At 70.3% G+C, this 21933-nt stretch carries 26 protein-coding genes; 10 read left to right on the plus strand and 16 right to left on the minus strand.

From position 1 onward, the window contains the following. Positions 1-139: 139 nt before the first annotated feature. Entirely contained in the window at positions 140-592 is a 453-nt protein-coding gene (locus tag EV186_RS19665; RefSeq protein ID WP_208115692.1) for a MerR family transcriptional regulator, read from the minus strand. A 57-nt stretch (positions 593-649) separates the two neighbouring features. Between EV186_RS19665 and EV186_RS19670 the strand changes: the two genes are divergently transcribed. Next, entirely contained in the window at positions 650-1837 is a 1188-nt protein-coding gene (locus EV186_RS19670; protein ID WP_133850775.1) for a cytochrome P450, read from the plus strand. Here EV186_RS19670 and EV186_RS19675 read toward each other — a convergent pair. Beyond that, positions 1827-2798, minus strand: a complete 972-nt coding sequence (locus EV186_RS19675) for a zinc-binding dehydrogenase (protein ID WP_133850776.1) — start codon at positions 2796-2798, stop codon at positions 1827-1829. The two genes, EV186_RS19670 and EV186_RS19675, sit on opposite strands and share 11 nt — an antisense overlap. A gap of 113 nt (positions 2799-2911) precedes the next feature. Here EV186_RS19675 and EV186_RS19680 point away from each other — a divergent pair, with 113 nt between their 5' ends. After that, positions 2912-3457 carry a TetR/AcrR family transcriptional regulator gene (locus EV186_RS19680; protein ID WP_133850777.1) on the plus strand — a complete coding sequence of 182 codons (546 nt, stop codon included), beginning with the start codon at positions 2912-2914 and terminating at the stop codon, positions 3455-3457. A 3-nt stretch (positions 3458-3460) separates the two neighbouring features. Here EV186_RS19680 and EV186_RS19685 read toward each other — a convergent pair whose 3' ends face one another. The 6 genes from EV186_RS19685 to EV186_RS19710 form a co-directional block, all read right to left on the minus strand. Further along, on the minus strand, positions 3461-4507 hold the full coding sequence (locus EV186_RS19685; protein ID WP_133850778.1) for an ABC transporter permease: 1047 nt from the start codon (positions 4505-4507) through the stop codon (positions 3461-3463). Then, the gene (locus tag EV186_RS19690; protein ID WP_133850779.1) at positions 4504-5427 is read right to left on the minus strand and encodes an ABC transporter ATP-binding protein; all 924 of its coding nucleotides are present in this window, start codon (positions 5425-5427) and stop codon (positions 4504-4506) included. The genes EV186_RS19685 and EV186_RS19690 overlap by 4 nt, the downstream gene beginning before the upstream one ends. Before the next feature lie 92 nt (positions 5428-5519). Further along, entirely contained in the window at positions 5520-6080 is a 561-nt protein-coding gene (locus EV186_RS19695) for a hypothetical protein (RefSeq protein ID WP_133850780.1), read from the minus strand. A 409-nt stretch (positions 6081-6489) separates the two neighbouring features. Beyond that, positions 6490-6990 carry a hypothetical protein gene (locus EV186_RS19700; protein WP_133850781.1) on the minus strand — a complete coding sequence of 167 codons (501 nt, stop codon included), beginning with the start codon at positions 6988-6990 and terminating at the stop codon, positions 6490-6492. Between the two features lie 168 nt (positions 6991-7158). Further along, on the minus strand, positions 7159-8121 hold the full coding sequence (gene meaB, locus EV186_RS19705) for a methylmalonyl Co-A mutase-associated GTPase MeaB (protein ID WP_133850782.1): 963 nt from the start codon (positions 8119-8121) through the stop codon (positions 7159-7161). A 3-nt stretch (positions 8122-8124) separates the two neighbouring features. After that, positions 8125-9312 carry an acetyl-CoA C-acetyltransferase gene (locus EV186_RS19710; protein ID WP_133850783.1) on the minus strand — a complete coding sequence of 396 codons (1188 nt, stop codon included), beginning with the start codon at positions 9310-9312 and terminating at the stop codon, positions 8125-8127. Between the two features lie 151 nt (positions 9313-9463). On the opposite strand from EV186_RS19710, the gene mce reads away from it, so the two are divergent. Then, positions 9464-9913: a methylmalonyl-CoA epimerase gene (mce, locus tag EV186_RS19715; RefSeq protein ID WP_133850784.1), complete on the plus strand. Its 450-nt coding sequence runs from the start codon at positions 9464-9466 to the stop codon at positions 9911-9913. Positions 9914-9976: 63 nt separating this feature from the next. Here the strand turns inward: mce and EV186_RS19720 are convergent, their stop codons facing one another. From EV186_RS19720 to EV186_RS19735, 4 genes are all read right to left on the minus strand, one after another. Then, positions 9977-10213, minus strand: coding sequence for a S1 RNA-binding domain-containing protein (locus EV186_RS19720; RefSeq protein WP_166659239.1), 237 nt, complete (start codon positions 10211-10213; stop codon positions 9977-9979). A gap of 185 nt (positions 10214-10398) precedes the next feature. Next, positions 10399-11052 (minus strand): class II aldolase/adducin family protein, encoded by a 654-nt coding sequence (locus EV186_RS19725; RefSeq protein ID WP_133850786.1) that lies wholly within the window; start codon positions 11050-11052, stop codon positions 10399-10401. Then, the gene (locus EV186_RS19730) at positions 11049-11633 is read right to left on the minus strand and encodes a TetR/AcrR family transcriptional regulator (RefSeq protein WP_133850787.1); all 585 of its coding nucleotides are present in this window, start codon (positions 11631-11633) and stop codon (positions 11049-11051) included. Before EV186_RS19730 ends, EV186_RS19725 begins: the two co-directional genes overlap by 4 nt. Positions 11634-11725: 92 nt before the next feature. Next, the gene (locus EV186_RS19735; protein WP_133850788.1) at positions 11726-12106 is read right to left on the minus strand and encodes an SPW repeat protein; all 381 of its coding nucleotides are present in this window, start codon (positions 12104-12106) and stop codon (positions 11726-11728) included. A gap of 202 nt (positions 12107-12308) precedes the next feature. Here EV186_RS19735 and ccrA point away from each other — a divergent pair, with 202 nt between their 5' ends. The 5 genes from ccrA (at position 12309) to EV186_RS19760 (ending at position 17311) form a co-directional block, all read left to right on the plus strand. Beyond that, entirely contained in the window at positions 12309-13640 is a 1332-nt protein-coding gene (gene ccrA / locus EV186_RS19740; RefSeq protein WP_133850789.1) for a crotonyl-CoA carboxylase/reductase, read from the plus strand. Between the two features lie 173 nt (positions 13641-13813). Beyond that, complete coding sequence (locus EV186_RS19745; RefSeq protein WP_133850790.1) at positions 13814-14029, plus strand: hypothetical protein; 216 nt, start codon at positions 13814-13816, stop codon at positions 14027-14029. A 137-nt stretch (positions 14030-14166) separates the two neighbouring features. Further along, positions 14167-15510 carry a chromosome segregation protein gene (locus EV186_RS19750; protein WP_133850791.1) on the plus strand — a complete coding sequence of 448 codons (1344 nt, stop codon included), beginning with the start codon at positions 14167-14169 and terminating at the stop codon, positions 15508-15510. 269 nt (positions 15511-15779) lie between these two features. Further along, entirely contained in the window at positions 15780-16232 is a 453-nt protein-coding gene (locus EV186_RS19755) for a universal stress protein (RefSeq protein WP_133850792.1), read from the plus strand. Continuing rightward, the gene (locus tag EV186_RS19760) at positions 16232-17311 is read left to right on the plus strand and encodes an adenylate/guanylate cyclase domain-containing protein (protein ID WP_133850793.1); all 1080 of its coding nucleotides are present in this window, start codon (positions 16232-16234) and stop codon (positions 17309-17311) included. Before EV186_RS19755 ends, EV186_RS19760 begins: the two co-directional genes overlap by 1 nt. Positions 17312-17576: 265 nt before the next feature. On the opposite strand, the gene EV186_RS19765 is transcribed toward EV186_RS19760, so the two are convergent. Then, entirely contained in the window at positions 17577-18305 is a 729-nt protein-coding gene (locus EV186_RS19765) for an alpha/beta fold hydrolase (RefSeq protein ID WP_133850794.1), read from the minus strand. A gap of 36 nt (positions 18306-18341) precedes the next feature. On the opposite strand from EV186_RS19765, the gene EV186_RS19770 reads away from it, so the two are divergent. Beyond that, complete coding sequence (locus tag EV186_RS19770; protein ID WP_133850795.1) at positions 18342-18830, plus strand: GNAT family N-acetyltransferase; 489 nt, start codon at positions 18342-18344, stop codon at positions 18828-18830. Between the two features lie 39 nt (positions 18831-18869). Here the strand turns inward: EV186_RS19770 and EV186_RS19775 are convergent, their stop codons facing one another. Then, on the minus strand, positions 18870-19328 hold the full coding sequence (locus EV186_RS19775; RefSeq protein WP_133850796.1) for a hypothetical protein: 459 nt from the start codon (positions 19326-19328) through the stop codon (positions 18870-18872). Between the two features lie 242 nt (positions 19329-19570). Further along, on the minus strand, positions 19571-19864 hold the full coding sequence (locus tag EV186_RS19780; RefSeq protein ID WP_133850797.1) for a hypothetical protein: 294 nt from the start codon (positions 19862-19864) through the stop codon (positions 19571-19573). A 47-nt stretch (positions 19865-19911) separates the two neighbouring features. Here EV186_RS19780 and EV186_RS19785 point away from each other — a divergent pair, with 47 nt between their 5' ends. After that, positions 19912-20121: an FmdB family zinc ribbon protein gene (locus tag EV186_RS19785; protein WP_133850798.1), complete on the plus strand. Its 210-nt coding sequence runs from the start codon at positions 19912-19914 to the stop codon at positions 20119-20121. Here the strand turns inward: EV186_RS19785 and EV186_RS19790 are convergent. Next, entirely contained in the window at positions 20118-21893 is a 1776-nt protein-coding gene (locus tag EV186_RS19790) for a 3-hydroxyacyl-CoA dehydrogenase family protein (protein ID WP_133850799.1), read from the minus strand. The two genes, EV186_RS19785 and EV186_RS19790, sit on opposite strands and share 4 nt — an antisense overlap. Between the last annotated feature and the right edge of the window lie 40 nt (positions 21894-21933).

A 21933-nucleotide genomic window follows, 5' to 3' on the forward strand; every position in this document is an offset into this window, starting at 1 on the left:
CGGCCTCGGCGGCGTTGAGCGCGGGCGGGCTGCTGCGGGTGGCGACGATCAACGACCCGTCGATCCCGGCCGGCCGGCCAGCCCGACGCGAGCGGCTTCGCCTACCACCAGGCCAACGGCGGGTTCTTCGTCGAGGTGATCAGCGTTGGCGTGCTGCCGCCGCCGCCCGAAGGTCTTCGATGACCGCGGGCGTGCGGCCGGGCAGCCGGCTGGCCACGACGGCCTGGAAGTCCGGGCACTCGCCCAGCACCTCGTGGTGGCACTCCAGGGCGTGTTCCAGCAACGTCCGCGCATGCGCCAGGCGGGCCTGATCACGCTCGATGTCGGTGATCTTGGCGCGGATGAAGTCGCGCCAAGTGTCGGTGCGGGTGGCCAGTTCGTCCTCGATCTGGCAGACCTCGGCCAGGGTGAAACCCGCCTCCTGGCACAGCAAGAGCGTCGCGACCTGGGTCAGCGCCGCCTCGGTGTAGCGGCGCTGACCGCCGCGTCGTTGCGCGAGCGGCAGCAGGCCCCGCCGCTCCCAGAACCGGATCGTCGACGCGGGCACCCCGGTCGCCTCCGACAACTGCCCGATGGTCAGCATGGTCGGCATGGTCGGCACCGCGTCCCCCTTGACTTGAACCTTGGTTCAAGTTCCAGTGTGACCCACATGACCATTGCCGCGCTCTTCGACCCCGCGGTCCGCCCGGACCCCTACCCCGTCTACGCCCAGCTGCGCGCGGAACCGTTCGCCGTCATGGATGGCGCACTGGTGGTGATCGGCGACCACCAGCGGTGCACGGCGATCCTGCGCGACCCGGCCATGTCCAGCGAGCGGCGCCGGTCGCTGCTCGGGTCGAACATGGGCGAACCCGACGAGCTGCCGCCCACGTCGTTCCTGTCGCTGGACCCACCGGACCACACGCGGCTGCGCAAGCTCGTGGTGAAGGCGTTCACGCCGCGCGTGGTGTCGGCGCTGCGCCCGCGCATCGAGGCGATCGTCGACGAGCAGCTGGGCGCGGTGGCCGGCACCGGCGAGATCGACATCGTGTCCGGGCTGGCCTACCCGCTGCCCGTGCGGATCATCTGCGAGCTGCTCGGCGTGCCGGAAGCCGACCACGAGCTGTTCTCGGAGTTCTCCCGCTGGCTGGTGCGCGGGCTCGATCCGTCTCTGACGATCACCGAAACCGCTGACGCGCAACGCATCGAGCAGGCGCGCACCGGCTTCCGCGACTACTTCACCGACCTGATCGCGCGGCGGCGCACCGATCCCCGCGACGACCTGCTGACCAGCCTGATCCGGGCCGAGCAGGACGGCGACAAGCTCACCCACGAGGAGCTGCTCGGCACGTGCACGCTGCTGCTGGTGGCCGGGCACGAGACCACGGCGAACCTGATCGCCAACGGCGTCATCGCGTTGCTGCGCCACCCCGACCAGCTGGCCGCGTTGCGGGCCGACCCGAGCCTGGTCGACGGCGCCGTGGAGGAGGTGCTGCGCTTCGACCCGCCGGTGCAGCTGACCACCCGCATCATCCGCGAGGCGGCCAGGATCGGCGACGTGGACGTGCCGGCCGACGCGGTGCTGCTGTTGCTGATCGCGGCGGCGAACCGCGATCCGGCCGCGTTCGACGAGCCGGACCGCTTCGACATCCGCCGCACGCCGAACCACCACCTGGCGTTCGCGGCCGGGGCGCACTTCTGCCTGGGCTCCGGCCTCGCCCGGCTCGAGGCGTCGATCGCGTTGTCCGCGTTCGCGACGCGGTTGCGCGACCCCGAGCTGGACGAGGCGTCGCTGACCTACCGCCCGCACGTCAACCTGCGCGGGCCCGATCACCTGCGGGTGACCTTCAACGGGTGAGCACGATCGCGCCGACGGAGGAGCGCGACTCGAGCTCGCGGTGCGCGTCCGCGGCCCGCACCAAGGGGAAGCGCGCGTGGATCCGCGGGGTCAGCTCGCCGCGGGCGGCCGCGGCGAGCGCTTCCTCGCCGTCCACGCGCAGTTCGGCGTCGGGCTTGCGCAGGACGGTGCCCAGCGGGCTCGCCAGCACGAGCCCGCGTCGCACGATGGTCGCGACGTCGACCGGCGTCCAGGCGCCGGACGCGAAGCCGTACACGCCGATGCGCCCCCGGCCGTCGGCCAGCGCGGCGACGGCCGCCGCGCCGATCTCGCCCCCGACGGCGTCGAGCGCCAGGCTCACCCCACGCCCGCCGGTCAGCTCCCGGACCCGGTCCGCCCAGCCGTCGCCGTAGTCGAGGACGTGGTCGGCGCCGAATTCCTTGACAGCGCCCGACTTCCCGGTGCTCGCCACCCCGATCACCGTCGCCCCGGCCGCCTTCGCCGCCTGCACGAGCATCGACCCGATCCAGCCGGCGGCCGCCGTGACGAGCACGGTGTCGTCGGCCCGCAGGCCCATGGCGGCGAGCATGCCGCGGGCCAGCGCGCCCGCCTGGAACACGGTGAGCGCCACCTCCAGGGCCAGCCCGTCCGGCACCGGGAAGGTGGAGGCGGCGGGCGCCACCGCGAGTTCGGCGTACCCGCCCTGCTGCCCGGCGGTGGTGGCGACGACCGCCCGGCCCACCAGCGACCGGTCCACCCCGGGCCCGGCCGCCACGACCACACCGCCGACCTCGATGCCGGGGATCCACGGCAACGGCGTCGGCGTCGGACGGCGCCCCGACCGCACGATCACGTCCCCGTAGACCACCGCCGCCGCGTGGACGTCGATCAACACTTGGCCTTGCGCTGGTTGCGGCTCGGGAACCGTCCGCATGACGAGCACGTCCGGGTCCCCGAACCGATCGACCTCGATGGCTTGCACCGCGCCTCCACATCGACAAGATGATTCAATCGAGACAAGGTGTCTCATGAACGCGTCGTGGGGCGCGAGCCTCAGTTCGCCACGGATGTCCCGAACGAGACGGGGAGCCGGATTTGTCTCAGCCGAACGTGCGGGTCCGCCGCACCCGCACCCTGCTGCGCCAGGCGCTGGTCGAGTTGATCGAGGATCGCGGCTTCGACCGGATCACCGTCGGCGAGCTCTGCGAGCGCGCCATGGTCAGCCGGGCCGCGTTCTACCGCAACTACCGCGACAAGTACGACCTCGTCGAGCAGATCTTCGACGAGGCGATGGCCGAACTGCTCGCCGAGGACGCCGCGAGCACCCACGCCCCCGGCGAACGCTTCGCCGGGTTCATCGGGCACATCGACACCTACCACCGCCTCTACGGCGCACTGCTCGGGCGCAAGGGCAGCCCCTGGTTCGCCGACCGGATGCGGACCGCGCTCGCCACCATGTCCAGCACCAAGTTCCCCGGCGCGGACGCCGACGCGCTGGTGCCCAGCGTCATCTCGGCGATGTTCGTGCAGTCGATCCTGTGGTGGCTCGACCACGACCGGCCGTGCCCGCCCGGGGAACTGGCGGCCCGGACGGCACGGCTGGTCGGCGCGGTGATCAAGGCGGAAACCGTCAGCGGTTGATCGTCACGCGTCCTCCCAGCGGAAGACCCGCGACGCGATGAACCCGACGACGAGCATGAACCCGAGCAGGACCGCGCACGGCACCAGCAACGCGCTCGCGTCCTTGCCCCGGACGAGGAAGTCGGTGAGGCCGTCGTTCATGTGCCGCAACGGCAGGACGTTCGACACGGTCTTGAGCCACGACGGGGCCGAGTCCAGCGGGAAGAACGTGCCGGACAGGAACGCCATCGGCAGCACCACGATGTTGGCCGCGGCCGTGCCCGCTTCCTCGGTCTTGGCGAACGAGCCGACGAGCATGCCGATCGAGAAGAACGCCAGGATCCCGAGCAGGAACACCGGTATCCCGAGGTACCAGGTGCCCGAGAGCTTCAACCCGAACACCGGCAGCGACGCGATGCCGACGAACATCGCCGCCTGCACGACCGCGAGCGTCACCGCCACGGTCAGCCGTGAGGTCAGCACGACGGCCGGGTTGATCGGCGCCAGCCGCAGCCGGCGCAGGACCTGCTTGCGCCGCCACGACACCAGCGTCAGCGCGGCGCCGAACACCGCCGACGTCGCGACGCTCCACGACAGGATGCCCGGGGTCAGGTACTGGATCGCGTTCAGCGAGGAATCCTCGACCTGCGAGGAATCCAGGTTCACGACCGGTTTCTGGTGCGTCGCCGCGAGGTTCACCTTGTCGGTCACCCCCGACACCAGGCCCTGCACGACCCCCGCCTGCGTCTGGTCGCTGGCGGCGAAGCGCAGCGTCACCGTGCCACCGGACTCGGCGATCATGGCGGGGACGTCGCCGTCCTTGACGTGCTGCACGGCCTCGTCGAGCGAGCCGTAGTGCTGGAAGTCCACCACCCCGGTCTGGTTCAGCGCCTGCACGACCGGGCCGTCGCCGACCACGCCGAGCTTGGTCTTGTTCGTGCCGGAGTTGCCGAAGATCAACCCGAACACCACGAGGAACATCAACGGGAAGACGATCGAGAAGAACAGGGTCGCCTTGTCACGCACGAACCCCTTGACGCCGGCCTGCGTCAGGCTCTTGAACGCGGTCACGCCCGGTACTCCCGTCCGGTGAGGCTCAGGAACACGTCCTCGAGCGTTGCGGTGCGCACCTGCAAGCCGTCCAGGCTGCCCTTCTCGGCCAGGGCCGAGAGGACCGGCGCGGGCTTGCGGGTGGTGAAGGTCAACGACAACTCGTCCTCGGTCACGTCGTCGGCGCCGGTGATCCCCTGCGCCTCCTCCAGGCCGAGCGCGCCGCGTTCGAGGATGATGCGGGTCGGCGCGTCCAGGCCGCGCACGAGCGTGGCGGGCGGGTCCATAGCGAGGATCCGGCCTTTGTCCATGATGGCCACCCGGTCGCAGAGGATCTCGGCCTCGTCGAGGTAGTGCGTGGTGTAGACGATCGTCTTGCCGCGGGCCTGGATCGCGCGCAGCACGTCCCAGAGGTTGCGGCGCGCCTGCGGGTCCAGCGCCGCGGTCGGCTCGTCGAGGAAGACGATGTCCGGGTCGTGCACCAGCGCGCACGCGATGGACAGGCGCTGGCGCTGCCCGCCGGAGAGCTTGTCCTCACGGGTGTCGGCCTTGTCGGTCAGGCCGACCAGCTCCAGGTACTCGCCCGCGGTCTTGGCGCCGATGCCGTACAGCGAGGCGAAGGTCTCCAGCTGCTCGCGTGCGGTCAGCTTGTCGAAGAACGCCGAGGCCTGCAGCTGCACGCCGATGCGCGGAAGCATCGAAACCTTGCGCGGCCACGGCGACTCGCCGAGCAGCGTGACCGTGCCCGAATCGGGCTTGCGCAGGCCCTCGACGATCTCCAGCGTGGTGGTCTTGCCCGCCCCGTTCGGCCCCAGGATGCCGAAGAACTCCCCCTCGGAGACCGTGAACGACACCCCGTCCACGGCCTTCAGGTCCCCATAGGACTTGCGGATGCCGTCGACGACGATCGCGGCCTCCGCGCGGTCCGGATGTTGTGTCATGCGGGCAAGGTAGCGCCCGTGAGGTGGGTGAACGCACCGCATTCGAGAAGTGTGGACAAATGTCAGGGTCTCCCTGAGGCCATCTGTCCCAGTCAGCGGCTGCGGATCCCGGTGAACACCGCCGGGGCGTGCGCCCGCAGCGCCCGGTCGAGCTTGCGCCCGGCCCGCCCGATCCGGCCGAGGTCGTAGACGTAGTGGTCGCGACCGCGCCGCGCGGCCATCTCGGGGTGGCTCATCGCGAACTCGTCGACCGCGCGCGGAGCCAGCAGGAGCCGGTAGAACCAGTAACGGCTGCGCCCCCACGAGCGGTGCTCGCGCTCGACCACGACCTGGGACAGCTCGCCCCAGCTGACGTGGAACTCGCCGGGCCGGCCGCGCAGGGCCAGCCCGGCGCCGGCGACCACGACCCACACCGAGGGCCGCACCACGCCGCGCAACGCGAAGCCACCGAACGACAACAGCACGATGCTCAGCGCGATCTCGCCGATCCGCTGGCCGGTGTGCTGGTCCATGAGCCCGAAGACGCTGATGGCGAGCAGCACCAGACCGCCGCCACCGAAGAGCACCACCGCGATGAGCCCGCGCCAGCGCAACGCGGTGCTCAGGTTCACCGCGACCTCGGTGGTGCCGGTCGGCTCGGCAGTGGTGGTCACCTCCCCAAAGTACCCAGATCCACTCGAGCCCAAGCCGGATTCCGCCCTAGTTGCCCCACTCGGTCCACCCCGCTTGGTCCACCCCGCCCGTCCCCCGCCCCGCCCGTCCCCCAACCCACCGCGCGTGTCCCCTCTTCCCACCGCGCGTGTCCCCCGTTCCGGCGGGCGTGTCCCCCGTTCCCGCCGGGCGTGTCCCCCGTTCCGGCCGGGTGTGTCCCCTCTTCCCGCAGCGTGTGTCCCCTCTTCCCGCAGCGTGTGTCCCCCTCTTCCCGCAGCGTGTGTCCCCTGTTCCGGCAGGGTGTGTCCCCCGTTCCGAGCCGGGGTGTGTTGGCAGGCGATCGTGCAGACGCTCACTCGAGCCGCGGATCTCCTTGAGGCGCAAGGAGATCCGCGGCTCGGCCAGGTGCGGTTAGGCGATCCGATACCAGGAATTCGTCCACCCGGTCACTGGGTGGTATTCCTGCGCCCAGTACGAATTGTTGGAGGCCGCCCACACCACGACACCCTTGGTGCCGTCGGACTGCTCGTTGACGACGCCGGCCACGTCATCGGCGGAGCCGCCGCCACCCAGCTTCTTCCAGCCGCCCGAATTGGGCCACGCGTGCCAGATGGTGCGGTCGGTGGAGATGCCGAAGCACTCGTCGCTGGTGTGGATCCAGTCGACGACCATGACGCTCGATCCCGCCTTGAACGTGCCGTAGTAGCCGTAGCAGGCGACTCGCTGGCTGGCGGGCACCGGGGTGAAGTAGAAGTACGTGCTCGCGACCGACGACGGGGCGTTGACCGCAACCGACGGGGTCGACGCGTGCGGGGCTGCGCTCGCGGTGGCGGGCGCAACCGCCGTGATGGCCGTGGCCAGCGCGAACCCGGCCGCGACCACCCAGGTCCGCATCGTTCTTGCCCTGATCATGATTCGGATCCCTCCCTTGTGGGAGACCGGAAATGTCCGGTCCCCACAACTCAACCGGGACCCGGTGCGGCGCCCACCCCATCTTGGACATTTCCGGATGAAGCTGGACAGCGTTGGACAATCGGCCGGTGCTCGTGTTCACCGCATTTTTGGGAATGAGAGCGACGATCAGCCGAGCTGGTCGATCAACTGGTCGGCCGCCGCGTACGGGTCCAGTTCGCCGGCGACCACCCGCTTGGCGAGCTGGTCCAGGGCGTCGCCGCCGTGCACGGAGCCGAGCCGGGCACGCAGTCCGGCGACGGCGATCGCCTCGACTTCCGTGGCGGCCCGGTGGGTGCGGCGACCTTCCAGCTCGCCGTGGTCGGTCATCCAGCTCGCGTGGGCGTCGATCGCGTCGAGCAGCTCCGGGATGCCCTCGGCCTTGGTGGCGATGGTGCGCACGATCGGCTGGCGCCAGCTCGGGCCGCGGATTTCCTTGCGGCCCAACGAGATCATGTACTTGAGGTCGTTCACGGTGGCTTCGGCGCCGTCGCGGTCGGCTTTGTTGACCACGAACACGTCCGCCACCTCGAGGATGCCCGCCTTGGCCGCCTGGATGCCGTCGCCCATGCCGGGGGCGAGGAGCACCAGGGTGGTGTCGGCCAGCCGCACGACGTCCACTTCGGACTGACCGACGCCGACGGTTTCGATGATCACGACGTCGAACCCGGCCGCGTCGAGCACCCGCAACGCTTGCGGGGTCGCCGCGGCCATCCCGCCGAGGTGCCCGCGGGTGGCCATGGACCGGATGAACACGCCGGGATCGGTTGCGTGGTCGGACATCCGGATCCGGTCACCCAGCAGCGCCCCGCCGGAGAACGGCGAGGACGGGTCGACGGCCAGCACCCCGACCCGGGCACCGCGTTCGCGGTAGGCGCTGACCAGAGCCGACGTCGACGTGGACTTGCCGGCGCCGGGCGGGCCGGTGATGCCGAGGACCCGTGCCCGCCCGGTCAACGGGGCGAGCGCGGCCGCGACCGCACGCAACTGCGGCGCCTCGTCCTCGACGAGCGAGATCAGCCGGGCGACCGCGCGTGGCTGGCCTTCGCGCGCGCGGTCGACCAACTCCGCGACATCGACGTGTCGCGCCAAGGCTCAGGCCTTCGGCACCGAGAGCAGCAGCGCGTCACCCTGACCGCCGCCGCCGCACAGCGCCGCGGCACCGAGGCCGCCGCCGCGCCGCTTGAGCTCGTAGGCCAGGTGCACGGCGAGGCGGGCACCGGACGCGCCGATCGGGTGGCCGAGCGCGATCGCACCGCCGTTGACGTTCACGATCTCGGGCGAGATGCCGAGCTTCTCGGTGGAGACCACGCCGACGGCGGCGAACGCCTCGTTGATCTCGACCAGGTCCAGCTCGTCGGCGGACTTGCCCGCCTTCGCGAGCGCCGCCTTGATCGCGTTGGACGGCTGCTCGTGCAGGCTCGCGTCGGGCCCGGCGACCACGCCGTGCGCGCCGATCTCGGCCAGCCAGTCCAGGCCCAGCTCCTCGGCCTTCGCCTTGCTCATCACCACGACCGCGGCCGCGCCGTCGGAGATCTGCGAGGCCGAACCGGCGGTGATGGTGCCGTCGCTGGCGAAGGCCGGGCGCAGCTTGGCCAGGCTCTCGGCGGTGGTGTCGCCACGCACACCCTCGTCGGTGTCGAAGACGACCGGGTCACCCTTGCGCTGCGGGATGGTCACCGGCGTGATCTCCTCGGCGAAGATGCCGTCCTTGATCGCGCGGGCCGCACGCTGGTGCGAGGCGGCGGCGAACTCGTCCTGCTGTTCGCGGGTGACGCCGTAGCGGGAGTTGTACTTCTCGGTGGAGGCACCCATGGCGACCTGGTCGAACGCGCAGAACAGACCGTCGTGGGCCATGTGGTCGAGCATCGTCACGTCGCCGTACTTGAAGCCCGAGCGCGACTTGGGCAGCAGGTGCGGCGCCTGGGTCATCGACTCCTGGCCGCCCGCGACGACGATGTCGAACTCGCCCGCGCGGATCAGCTGGTCGGCCAGCGCGATCGCGTCGAGGCCGGAGAGGCAGACCTTGTTGATGGTCAGGGCGGGGACGTCCATCGGGATGCCCGCGGCCACCGCCGCCTGGCGGGCCGGGATCTGACCGGCACCGGCCGTGAGCACCTGGCCCATGATCGTGTACTGCACCTGCTCGGGCTTGATGCCCGCGCGGTCCAGTGCGGCCTTGATGGCCACACCGCCGAGCTGCGCGCCGGTGAAGTCCTTCAGCGAGCCGAGCAGCCGGCCGATCGGGGTGCGTGCGCCGGCGACGATGACGGAACCAGACACTTGCGGCCTCCAAGAGAAAACGTTCGTTAACTTCGACGATACCGGCAGGTGGTCGCGCGGACCCGGTGCGATGTGAGTGAGGACACCTGGCTTGACCGGTCCACCGGCGCTCCAGGTGCTACCGGACGGTAACCGCGCATACTCTCGGACCATGGATGAGGCGCTCACACCCTTCGTCGTGGCCATCGACCACGTCGGCATCGCGGTGCCGGACCTTGACCAGGCGCTGGCGTTCTACGCCGAGAACTTCGGCATGCACGCGGCGCACGAGGAGACCAATGAGGAGCAGGGCGTGCGCGAGGCGATGCTGCGCGCCCCCGGCGATGAGGGCACGGGGACCGCGATCCAGCTGCTCGCGCCGCTGAACGAGACCTCCACCATCGCCAAGTTCCTCGACCGCAGCGGTCCGGGCCTGCAGCAGCTGGCCTACCGCGTCACGGATGTCGAGGCGGCGGCCGAAGCGTTGCGCGCCAAGGGTTTGCGCATGCTGTACGAGAAGGCCAAGCGCGGCACCGCGGACAGCCGGGTGAATTTCGTGCACCCGAAGGACGCGGGCGGTGTACTGGTGGAGCTGGTGCAGCCCGCCGAGGGCGCCCACTGAGCACCGGGGCCCACTGAGAACGGGTGGGTGCAAGCGCCTACTTGCACCCACCCGGCTTCACGCTCAGGCGGCCCTGGTCAGGCTGACGCGGCGGTGCTCGCCATCGATGGCGTTGATCCGCAACCGCAGCGTGTCGCCTTCGGCGGGCTCACCAGCCCACTCCGAGATGTGCAGCAGGCCGTGCACGCCCTCGTCCAGCTCGACGAACGCGCCGAAGGGCACCACGCTCACCACGCGGGCCTCGACGACGTCGCCCAGCCCGTTGGCCGCGGCGAAGCGCTGCCACTGCTCGGCTGACACGGGTTCATGCGCAGAAGTCAATTCCGATCACCTCCTCTCCTCCGCGAACTCCGCTCGATGCGGGTTTCCCGCGAAGGAGAACGGCGGGCCCCTGGCCCGCCCGGCGATCAAGACTCGGCCGGGCTGCCCTTCTGTGCGTGGCTCATTGGAAGAACCGACCCGGCAGTCACGACGACCAGCCTAGATCACAACGCTTGTGTTGTCCCGTAGTTTCGCGCCGCCGCCACGGCCGCGACCTCGGCCTGCTGCGCTTCGGTCAGTGGTCGCGGGGTGCCGAGCGCGACGGCCCGGGCGTACAGGTCCGCGCACCACTCCAGCAGCTCCAGCCGCTCGCACGCCTGCTCGATGCTCGCGCCGACCGCGACCGAGCCGTGGTTGGCCAGCAGCGCGGCACCGCGCCCGGCCAGGGCCTCGACGACGGCCGCGGCCAGTTCCTCGGTGCCGAACGAGGCGAACGGCGCCACCCGCACCGCGCCACCGAGCCCGAGCGACTGGGCGTAGTGCAGCACCGGCAACTCCTCGTGCGTGCACGCGACCGCGATCGACGCCGGCGCGTGGGCGTGGGCCACGGCCAGCGCGCCGGTCTCGCGGTAGATCCTGGTGTGCAGCGCGGTTTCCGACGTCGGCGCGAGCGAACCGGCGACGACCGCGCCGGTCAGGTCGATCACCGGCACGTCGTCGGCGGTGAGCTCACCCAGCACGCAGCCGGTGGGGCTGACCGCGATCAGGTCGCCTGCGCGCACCGACAGGTTGCCCGCCGTGCCGATCACGAGCCCGCGCGCGGCGATCCGGCGGGCGGCGTCGGCGAGCGCCACCCGCTGCGCGGCGAGCGGGATCACCGGGACGGGTTCAGCGCGGTCGCGATGAACTCGACCTCGCGGTCCATCCGGCTGGTGTCGGCGAAGTCCTCGTCGAAGTCTTCCTCGTGGCGGGCCACGGCGTGCCGGTAGCTCACGGCGAGGGCCAGCAGCCCGGCGGCGGTGTCCACTTCGGACACCGCGCACAGCCCGCCGGACGCCGCCATGATCACGGCGCGGACCTGGTCGACGACCGCGGTGAAGCGGGCCTGCAGCGCGTCGCGCACCGCGCGGTGCGTGTCGGCCTCGCGGTAGAGCAGGTGCGAGAGCAGCCGGGACGCGGACATCCGCGCGTCCAGCACCCGGACCAGCCGGCGCAGGCTCTCCCCGACGTCACCGCGCACGACCACCGACTCGGTGTCGACGTGCTCGTCGGGCAGCCGGTCCACCAGCGCGGTCAACAGGTCCTGCTTGCGCCTGAAGTAGTAGTGCACGAGCCCCTTCGGCACACCGGCCCGCTCGGCGATGCGCGAGGTCGGGGTGGCGTCGAAACCGGACTCGGCGAACAGTTCCTCCGCCGCCGTGAGGATCCGCTCACGAGCGGAGTCGTCCTCGGTCGTCATCGACTCCCCTTGTCAGCCGGAAAAAGGACGCGGCCCACAACGTAACCGAGGAACGGTGCCGTTGCGGGCCGCGTCGCGAACTGGTCCGGGACTCAGTGCTGCCCGGCGATCCCCGAGCGGTGTGCGGCCTGCGCCATCGGCACCGCGGCGACGCCGGCGATGACGGTCAGGGCGCCGATGATCCACGACGACCAGGAGATGCCGTTGAACTCGGAGTAGCTGAGCACCCAGGGTGAGATGAACATCAGCACCCCCAGCACGACCTGGACGTATTCGCCGTAGACCAGACCCGGCATGGCCAGCGAGACCAGGCCGTCGATGGCGATCAGGACACCCAGCACGACCATGGCCCACACGGCGGCGCTGTTGGTGTCCGTCCACAGCGGCGAGAGCGCCGCGACCACGCCAAGCACCACCTCCGCCCAATCCTGCGGCCTGGTCCAGGCGCGGGAGTTCGATGTCGTCTCGTTCATGGCGGTCACCTCCGAAGGATTGCTCCGACATCACCGATGATCCACCTTGACTGGCCGCCCGGTCAACCTATGTCTCGCAGGTCACAGGCCGTCCGGGTGCTCTTCGGGGTGCGGTCCCTCACAGCAGGGGCCAACATGGGGTTACGCGCCGGTAACCTCCGGCAAATCAGCCCGCCGACGAAGACCCCCGCGGAGGTCCGCCGTGCAGAAGATCCTCGATGCCATCCTCGCCGGAGAGGCCCAGGAGCTGGCCAATCTCCCCGTTCCCGAGTCCTACAAAGGGATAACGGTGCACGCCGACGAGGTCGGCATGTTCGAGGGACTGGATTCCGCGGACAAGGATCCGCGCCGGTCACTGCACCTGGACGAGGTCGCGACGCCCGAGCTCGGTCCCGGCGAGGCGCTGGTCGCGGTCATGGCCAGCGCCATCAACTACAACACGGTGTGGACGTCGATCTTCGAGCCGCTGTCGACATTCAAGTTCCTTGAGCGCTACGGCAAGACCTCGCCGCTGGCCAAGCGCCACGACCTGCCCTACCACGTGGTCGGCTCCGACCTCGCCGGCGTCGTGCTGCGCACCGGCCCCGGCGTGCACAACTGGAAGCCGGGCGACGAGGTCGTCGCGCACTGCCTGTCCGTCGAGCTCGAGGGCCCCGACGGGCACAACGACACGATGCTCGACACCGAGCAGCGCATCTGGGGCTTCGAGACCAACTTCGGCGGGCTCGCCGAACTCGCGCTGGTGAAGGCGAACCAGCTCATGCCCAAGCCCGGGCACCTCACCTGGGAGGAGGCTGCCTCCCCCGGCCTGGTCAACTCGACCGCGTACCGGCAGCTGGTGTCGGTCAACGGCGCCAACATGAAGCAGGGCGACGTCGTGCTGATCTGGGGCGCCTCCGGCGGACTCGGTTCGTACGCCACGCAGTTCGCCCTCAACGGCGGCGCCATCCCGGTCTGCGTCGTGTCGAGTCCGGAGAAGGCGGAGATCTGCCGCAGCATGGGCGCGGAGCTGGTGATCGACCGCAACGCCGAGGGCTACAAGTTCTGGAAGGACGAGAACACCCAGGATCCCAAGGAATGGCAACGGTTCGGCGCCCGCATCCGGGAGCTGACCGGCGGCGAGGACCCGGACATCGTGTTCGAGCACCCGGGCCGGGAGACCTTCGGCGCCTCGGTCTACGCCGCGCGCAAGGGCGGCACGATCGTGACCTGCGCGTCCACGTCGGGCTTCATGCACCAGTACGACAACCGGTACCTCTGGATGAACCTCAAGCGGATCATCGGCTCGCATTTCGCGAACTACCGCGAGTCGTGGGAGGCCAACCGGTTGATCGCGAAGGGCATGATCCACCCGACCCTGTCCAAGGCCTACCCGCTCGCCGAGACCGGGCAGGCGGCGCTCGACGTCCACCGCAACGCGCACCAGGGCAAGGTCGGCGTGCTGTGCCTGGCCCCCGAGGAAGGGCTCGGCGTGCACGACGAGGAAAAGCGCGCCAAGCACATTGATGGGATCAACCGATTCAGGGGCGTTTGAGCCCGGCCGCGGCCATCTAAATCGGTTCTCCTGTCACCGCTGGTGATCCCGCACGTACGGTGCGCCGATTCTCTGTGCCAAGTCCACGCCCTTGTGCCACAAGGCCGTGCCACCAGGCCATGATCAGTGCGATCGTTATTGGTGTGAACCCTGTGGCGGACGGAGTGGAATCGGTGAGCGACCAACCGGATAGCAAGTACGTGCCTGTCGTCGATGCCTTCGGGCGGCCCCGGTTACTCGGGATCAACCTGTCCGACGACGACCGGCACGTGCTGATCTCCACGCCGCCCGGCGAGGCCGTGCTGATCGCTCCGGACACGGTCGAGGAGTTGGTGACGGCCCTGCGTGAACTGCGTGCGGAGGCGGTCAACCGCGCCGCGCGCCGCTGAATCCCTGGTGGCGCCGGTGGCACCGGACGGTCGGCGACGTTCGATGGCGGCCGTCCGGTCCAGCGCGATCACACCGGGTGCGGGAAAAGGTGCCACTCTGGTGAGTTGTTCACCCGGTGGCGGGTAGCGTGTCCGCCATGGGCCTTGGCGAAGACCGCGATCTCGTACCGCTTGGCGCCGGCTTCGACATCATGAAGCGCGGCTACAGCCGAGTACAGGTGGAAGAGCACCTGGAACGGTTGGACGGCGAACTACGGCTGCTCGCCGCCGATCGCGATGCCGCCGTGTCCCAGGCCGCCGATCTGGCCCGTCAGCTCGAGCAGGCCCGTTCGGAGATCGACAGCCTGCGCGGTCAGGTCGAGCGGCTGGCGTTGCCGCCGACCACGTTGGAAGGTCTTTCCGAGCGGCTGCAACGCATGTTGCGCCTGGCCCAGGACGAGGCGTCGGAGACCAAGGCACGCGCCGAGGCCGAGGCCGAGCACATCCGGGCGAAGGGCGAGGCCGACGCGAACGCGTTGCGCCAGCAGTTCGAGCAGAAGCTCGCCGAACTCGACAACCGCCAGGCCCAGATGGAGGCCGAGCACCGCACGCTGATGGACGGGGCGCGCAAGGAGGTCGCGGAGCTGAAGTCCTCGGCCGAGGCCGAGCGCAAGCGCCTGGACGCCGAGTCCGAGCAGCGCCGCACCACCGTCGAGGAAGACTTCGAGATCGCGATGGCCTCGCGCCGCACCGAGTCGATGCGCGCGCTCGCCGAGCAGGAGGCGACGAGCAAGTCGGAGGCCGAGCGCCGCGTGCGCGAGGCGACCGAGGAAGCCAACCGCCGCCGGCACGAGTCGATCACCGAGGCCAACGCCCGCCTGCACGAGGCGAGCTACGAGGCGCACCGCCGGGTGCGCGAGGCGACCGAGGAAGCCAACCGCCGCATCACGCACGCCGCCGAGCGCGTGACCGTGTTGCGTCGCCTGCGTGCACGCGTCGCCGAGCAGATGCACTCGGCGCGCGACCTGCTCGCCGAGGCGCATCAGCAGCTGGAGGACGCCGTCCCGGTGCTCGACCCGCTGCCGGAGGAGCTGCCGTCGGCCGAGCCCGCGACCAAGCCGGCGACCAAGTCCGCCCCCGCTTCCACCCCGGATACCGGATCCGCTCCATCGTCCGGATCCGCTTCCGCACCGGCTTCCGCTCCCGCGTCCGGACCGGCTTCCGGATCGGCTTCCGGATCGGCTTCCGGTCCGGCCGACGACAGCCCGACGAAGACCATGCGTCCGATCGGTGCGCCGAAGGAGTCGTGGGAGACCGCGGCGGTGGACGAGCTGGACAAGGAGCCGCGGCAGCGCCGCAGCACCGACCCGAAGTCGGAGGCGCCCACAGTGCGCACGACCCAGGCCGTCGCGCCAGGCAAGCCGCGCCCCCGGCCCGCCGCGCAGCAACCGACCAAGCAGGTCGAGGTACGCCCACCGTCCTCAGAAGAACGCGCCGGCTAACCCCACCCCACCCCCGCCCCCACCCGGGCGTGTCCCCTCTTCCAACCCGGCGTGTCCCCTCTTCCCGCCGGGCGTGTCCCCTCTTCCGACCCGGTGTGTCCCCCGTTCCGACCGGGCGTGTCCCCTCTTCCGGCTGGGTGTGTCCCACGTTGGTGCCCGGCGTGTCCCACGGTCCGGCAGCGCGTGTCCCACGCTCGGACGGGCGGGGTGCGGGCGATTCCGAGTGCCGCTACTCTCCAGTAGGTAGTCGGTGTCTCGAGAGGATCACCATGCCTGCCTTCCAGACTGTCGTCGTCGGTACCGACGGTTCTGACTCCTCCTACCGCGCGGTGGACAAGGCGGCCGCGCTGGCCGGCGACAGCGGAGCGACGCTGGTCATCGCCTGCGCGTACCACCCCGCCTCCAAGGACCAGGTCGACAGCGCGAACGACCAGCTCGGCAGCGACGTCGCCTACCAGGTCGTTGGCGCCAACCCCGCCGAGGAAACCGTGCGCACCGCCGCCGAACGCGCGCGCAAGGCGGGCGCGGGCGACGTCAAGACCGTCGTCGTCGACGGTGAGCCGGTGCCGACGCTGCTCGACGTGGTGCGCAAGCACGGCGCCGACCTGCTCGTGGTCGGCAACCGCGGGCTGAACACGCTCGCGGGCCGGCTGCTCGGCTCGGTGCCGTCGGAGGCGGCCCGCAAGTCGAAGGTCGACGTGCTCATCGTCCACACCACCTGATGCCCGACAAGGACGACGACTTCGCCGCACTGCAACTGGGCATCGAGCGGGTCCTGCTCGGCGGCGAACGCAAGTACACCCGCGGTCAGGCGGCTGAAAAGGCTGGGGTGACGCTGGATCGCGCGTCCACGCTGTGGCGCGCGCTCGGCTTCGCCACCACCGACAGCGACGAGCCGATCTTCACCGACGGCGACGTGCACGCGTTGCAGGTCACCGTCGGGCTGATGGACGCGGGCATCATCGATCCGCAGACCGCGACGTCCGCGGCCCGGATGCTCGGCCAGCACCTCTCGCGGCTGGCCGAGTGGCAGGTGCACATGCTGCGGTCGGTGATCGACGCGAACCCCGAGCTGGCCGCGGACGAACGCCAGCTCGCCCGGTTCATCGAGCGGCTGCTGCCCGACCTGGAGCAGATGCAGAGCTTCGCGTGGCGGCGGCACCTGGCGGCGTTCGCCGGGCGCGTGCTCGCCGCGCGCGAGGATTTCGAGTCACGCCAACAGGTCGTGGGCTTCGCCGACATGGTCGGCTACACCAGCCTGACCCGGCGGGCCAGCGAGTCGGAGCTCGGCGAACTGCTCGAGCGCTTCGAGTCGGTGGCGAGCACGGTCATCGCCGAGAACCACGGCCAGGTCGTGAAGATGCTCGGCGACGAGGTCCTGTTCATCGCCGACGACCCGGTCCGCGGCGCGACCATCGCGCTGACCCTGTTGGAAGCGGCCGAAAGCGACGACGACCTCCCCCCGCTGCGCTGCGGGATGGCGTTCGGGCGGGTCCTCGGCCGCTACGGCGACGTGTACGGCTCGACGGTCAACCTGGCCAGCAGGCTCACCTCGGTCGCTCGCCCCGGCACGGTGTTGATCGACATCGCCCTGGCCGACGAACTGTCCGAAGTGGACGAATTCACCGTCCGCTCCCGGCGCCCGGTGTCCGTGCGTGGCTACAGCCGGTTGAAGCCCTCGGTGCTGCGATGGGCGTCCGACGAACAAGCGGGATTGCTGGACCTGGCGCAACAGCGAGCCGCGGAATTGCTTGGCCTGGAAGAAGACCCCGAGGACCGCAAACGCAAGAAGCGCCGCTAGCGGCATTCGCCTCGCGTAGGCAAACCCCACCCGACCCGGGAGCCGCCCCGATGCCAGCCTATCGCCTTTGACCTGCGAAAACAGACCGCGGCTGAATCTGTGGACAACTCGGCGCCTGTGGAAAACCCACTCTGCGGGCTTCCTGCGACGGTCCCGAACTGGTTCGAGTGCAAGACCGACCGGCACACGGTTCCGCATCACCTCGGATCACTCTGGACGGCGACTCCGCGGCCCAGGCCGAGCCGCAGCAAACGCTCGGACAGGTTCACGCAAATGCGTTTCGGGTCAGCCAGTCGCTGATCAGCTCGACCACCCGGTCCGGCTGCTCGACCGGCGGCAGGTGACCGCACCCCTCGAGCACCGCGAACTCGCCATCCACAGTGGACGCGAGCTCCCGGCCGACCGACACCGGGATGATCGCGTCCTCAGCGCCGTGGATCACCAGTGCCGGGATTCCCAGGCCCCGCAAGGCTTCGGTCGAGTCCGGGCGTTCGGCCATGGCCCGCTGCGCCCACGCGACCGCGCCGGGCGACTGCGTGTCGATCAGGGCCCGCAGGCCGTCGCCCACCCGATCGCGGTTGGCGGGCGCAACCAGGTTCGGCAGCATCTCGTCGGCCAGCCAGCCGATGCCCTCGGCTTCCGCCCGTCCGGCGGCGGCGAGCCGGTTCGCGGCCGCCTCATCGGTGTCCGCGGTCGGCCTGGTGTCGATGAAGACCAGCCCCGCGACCCGCTCCGGCGCCGCACGCAGCACCGCCATCGCGGCGTAGCCACCCATCGAGCACCCGCCGAGCACCACGCGGTCGAGCTTCTGGTCGTCGAGCATCGCGAGCACGTCGGCGGCGACGACGTCCAGGCTGGGTGCCTTCTTGGTCAGGGGCGTCGCGCCGAACCCGGTCTGATCGGGGGTGAGCGGGTCCAGGCCGGGCCGCAAGGCGTCCCACATGCGCGAATCGACGGGGTAGGCGTGCAACAGGACGAGCGGAGTACGCGGCATGTCCCCATTGTGGGTGATCCCGGCTACGGTCGGGACATGCGGACGGCGCGGCTGAGCCTGGACCCCATCGGCCCCCACGACCGGGACGCCGTGGTGCGGATGCAGACCGACCCGGCGAACTTCGACTACGACCAGCCCAACAGCGTCGAGGACGCGCACGACCAGTACGAACGCTGGTCCGCCCATTGGCTGACCCACGGCTGGGGCTACTGGCTGGTCCGCATCAGCGCGACGGACCAGTTGATCGGCATCGGCGGCGGCTGCTCGACCGAACTCGACGACGGGCCGGCCATCAACATCTTCTACCGCTTCCGCCCCATGGCGCGCGGCAAGGGTTACGCGTCCGAACTGCTCACCGCGACCGTCGAGTTCCTCACCCGCGTCGGGCCGGACCAGCCCATGGTGATCATCACCGACACCGACAACAAGCCGTCGATCGTGCTCGCCGAACGCAACGGTTTCACCCAGTACAAGCTCGGCGAACACCGCGGGCGCCCGTCCCGCTTCTTCCGCTACACCGGCTGACCCGCTCACGAACGGGCGGGCCAACCGGCGCGCGCACGGTCAGGAACAGTTGAACCAGGAGCCGGTCCAACCGTTCGGGAGGACGTAGTCCTGGCAGTAGGCCGTGTAGTTGGAGTAGACGAACACCGCTACCTGGCGTTGCTTGGTCACCGTGTCCTCCAGCGACCACTCCGGGTAGATCTCGTCGGCGTGACCGTTGCCGCCCATCCGGTGCCAGCCACCCGAATTGGGCCACGCGTGCCAAATCGTGCGGTCGGTCGAGATGCCGAAGCACTCGTCGCTGCTGGTGACCCAGTCGAAGACGACGACGTAGGTGCCTGCTTTGAACGTGCCGTAGTAGCCGTAGCAGCTGACCTTGCCGGACGCGGGCACCGCGGTCTTGTAGAAGCTCGGCACCTCCCGCGTCGCCGAGGCCTCTCCAGCGGTCAGCAAGCCGCCCAGCAGCATCCCGACGAGTGTCACCAGGATCGTCAACGCACGTCCGCGTGGTCGCTTCATGGTTTCCCTTCTGCGTTCTCCGAGCCCGCCAGGCTGAGCGGGCGGCCGAAGCTATCGCCTTGGTGCCACTCGGAATTGCCGCGTTGGACAAAGTTGGACGAACCCGGATCGTGGGACACACCCCGCGCGAACGTGGGACACACCCGGCTGGAACGGGGGACACACCCGGCTGGAACGGGGGACACACCCGGCCGGAACGGGGGACACACCCGGTCGGAACGGGGGACACGCGCGAGAGGGGGTTAGCGGCGGCGGGGGGTGGGGCCGCGGCGGGTGCGGGCGGACCAGCAGGCGGTGTGCCAGTGGCGGCGGTCGGCGACGGTGCCCAGGTCGTCGGCCGGCCACGCCACGACGTGCGCCGTCCCCGGCCGGATCTCGTGGTCGCACCCGGGGCACCGGTACATCTTCGTCGTCTGGGTGGCCGTGACCGGGCGCACGATCCAGTCGCCGTCCGCGCCGGACTCGGTGCGTTGCACGCCGAGCGCGCCGCTCAGCGGGCGTGGCGGCTCGCGTCGGTGGCGGTTCTGGCGCGGCACACCTCGCACGCTACCGACCACGCCGGGGCACAGGCACAATAGGGACCGTGCCGACCTACGAGTTCCGCTGCCGCGAGTGCGCCACCACCTACGAGGTGAAGCGCCCCATGGCCGAGGCGTCCGATCCCGCGCCCTGCCCCGGCGGTCACACCGACACCGTCAAGCTGCTGTCCGTGGTCTCAGTGGCCACGGGCGGCGGAGCCCCGAGCGCAGGCGGCGGCGGTGGCTGTTGCGGCGGGGCGTGCGGCTGCGGTTAGTAGTCCCGGAAGCCCTTGCCGGTCTTGCGGCCGAGCCGGCCCGCCGTCACCAGGTGCTCCAACAGCGGCGCCGGCGCGTACCCGGACTCACGGAACTCGTAGTACAGCGTGCGCTGGATCGCCAGTGACACGTCCAGGCCGACCACGTCGAGCAGCTCGAACGGGCCCATCGGCAGCCCACAGCCGACCTTCATCGCGGTGTCGATGTCGTCGGCCTCGGCGTAGTGGGCTTCGAGCATCTTCACCGCGTCGTTGAGGTACGGGAACAGCAACGCGTTGACGATGAAGCCCGCTCGGTCGCCGCAGTGCACCGGGTGCTTGCCGACCTGCTCGCACACGGCGTGCGCGGTGGCGACCACCTCGGGCGCGGTCGAGATCGTGGCCACGACCTCGACCAGCTTCATCACCGGCGCCGGGTTGAAGAAGTGCAGGCCGACCACGTCGCGCGGGCGCTGGGTCGCGGCGGCGCACTCGATCACCGGCAGCGAGGACGTGGTCGTCGCCAGGATCGCGCCCGGCTTGACCACCTCGTCCAGCGCGCCGAAGACCGCCTGCTTGATCGGCAACTCCTCGGCCACCGCCTCGATCACGAGGTCGCAGTCGGCCAGTTCCTCGAACTCCACGACCGGCGCGATCCGGCCGATGATCGCGTCCCGGTCGGCCTCGGCGAGCCGGCCCTTGACCACCTGGCGGTCCAGCGACTTGCGCACACGTCCCACCGACGCCGCCGCCTTGTCCGCAGTACGAGCCCGCAACACGACGTCGAAACCCTTGCGGGCGAACACTTCCACGATGCCGGTGGCCATCGTGCCGGTGCCGACGACCCCGACCCGGTGGATCTCGCGCGGCGGCACCTGGTCCTCCCCCGCGGCGGTCGGGGTCTCGGCGTCGGGGACGACGACCGGTGAGTCGGGGCCGTCGTAGGTGTAGAAGCCGCGTCCGCTCTTGCGCCCCAACAGGCCGGCGGTGATCATCTGCTTGAGCACCGGCGTCGGTGCGTGCAGCCGGTTGCGCGACTGCCGGTACATGGTCTCGAGGATCTCGTACGCGGTGTCCAGGCCGATCAGGTCGAGCAACGCGAGCGGGCCCATCGGGTAGCCGCAGCCGAAGCGCATGGCGGCGTCGAGGTCCTCGCGGGTGGCGTAGCGCGACTCGTACATCGAGACGGCGTGGTTGAGGTAGCCGAAGAGCAGCGCGTTCGCGATGAACCCGGCGCGGTCGCCGATGACGACCGGCTCCTTGCCGAGCATGCCCGCGAACGAGACGACGTCGGTCACCACGTCCGGCTCGGTGACCACGGTGCGGATCACCTCGACCAGCTTCTGCACCGGTGCCGGGTTGAAGAAGTGCAGGCCGACGACCTTGCCGGGCCGCCCGGTGTGCACGCCGATCTCGGTGATCGAGAGCGAGGACGTGTTGGACGCGAGGATCGTCTCCTGCCCGACGATCCCGTCGAGCTCGGCGAAGATCGCGCTCTTGCGCTGGACGTTCTCCGGGATCGCCTCGACCACGAGGTCGGCACCGGCGACAGCGGCGAGGTCGGTGGCGTACGTGATCCGGGCGAGCAGGTGCGCGCGGTCGTCCTCGGTCAGCTTGTCCTTGGCCACGGCGCGCGCGGTCGACTGCTCGATGTGGGTGCGTCCGCGGTCGACGGCTTCCTCGTCCACCTCCACGGCGACCACGTCGATGCCCGTGCGCGCGATCACCTCGGCGATCCCCGCGCCCATCGTGCCGAGACCGACAACGCCAACCTTCGCGAACTCGCGCGCCACGACGACCTCCTACTGGTCAGTAGCCGTTCGGTGGATGGTG

Origin of the sequence: Labedaea rhizosphaerae (assembly GCF_004362825.1) — a bacterium.
Taxonomy (GTDB): domain Bacteria; phylum Actinomycetota; class Actinomycetes; order Mycobacteriales; family Pseudonocardiaceae; genus Labedaea; species Labedaea rhizosphaerae.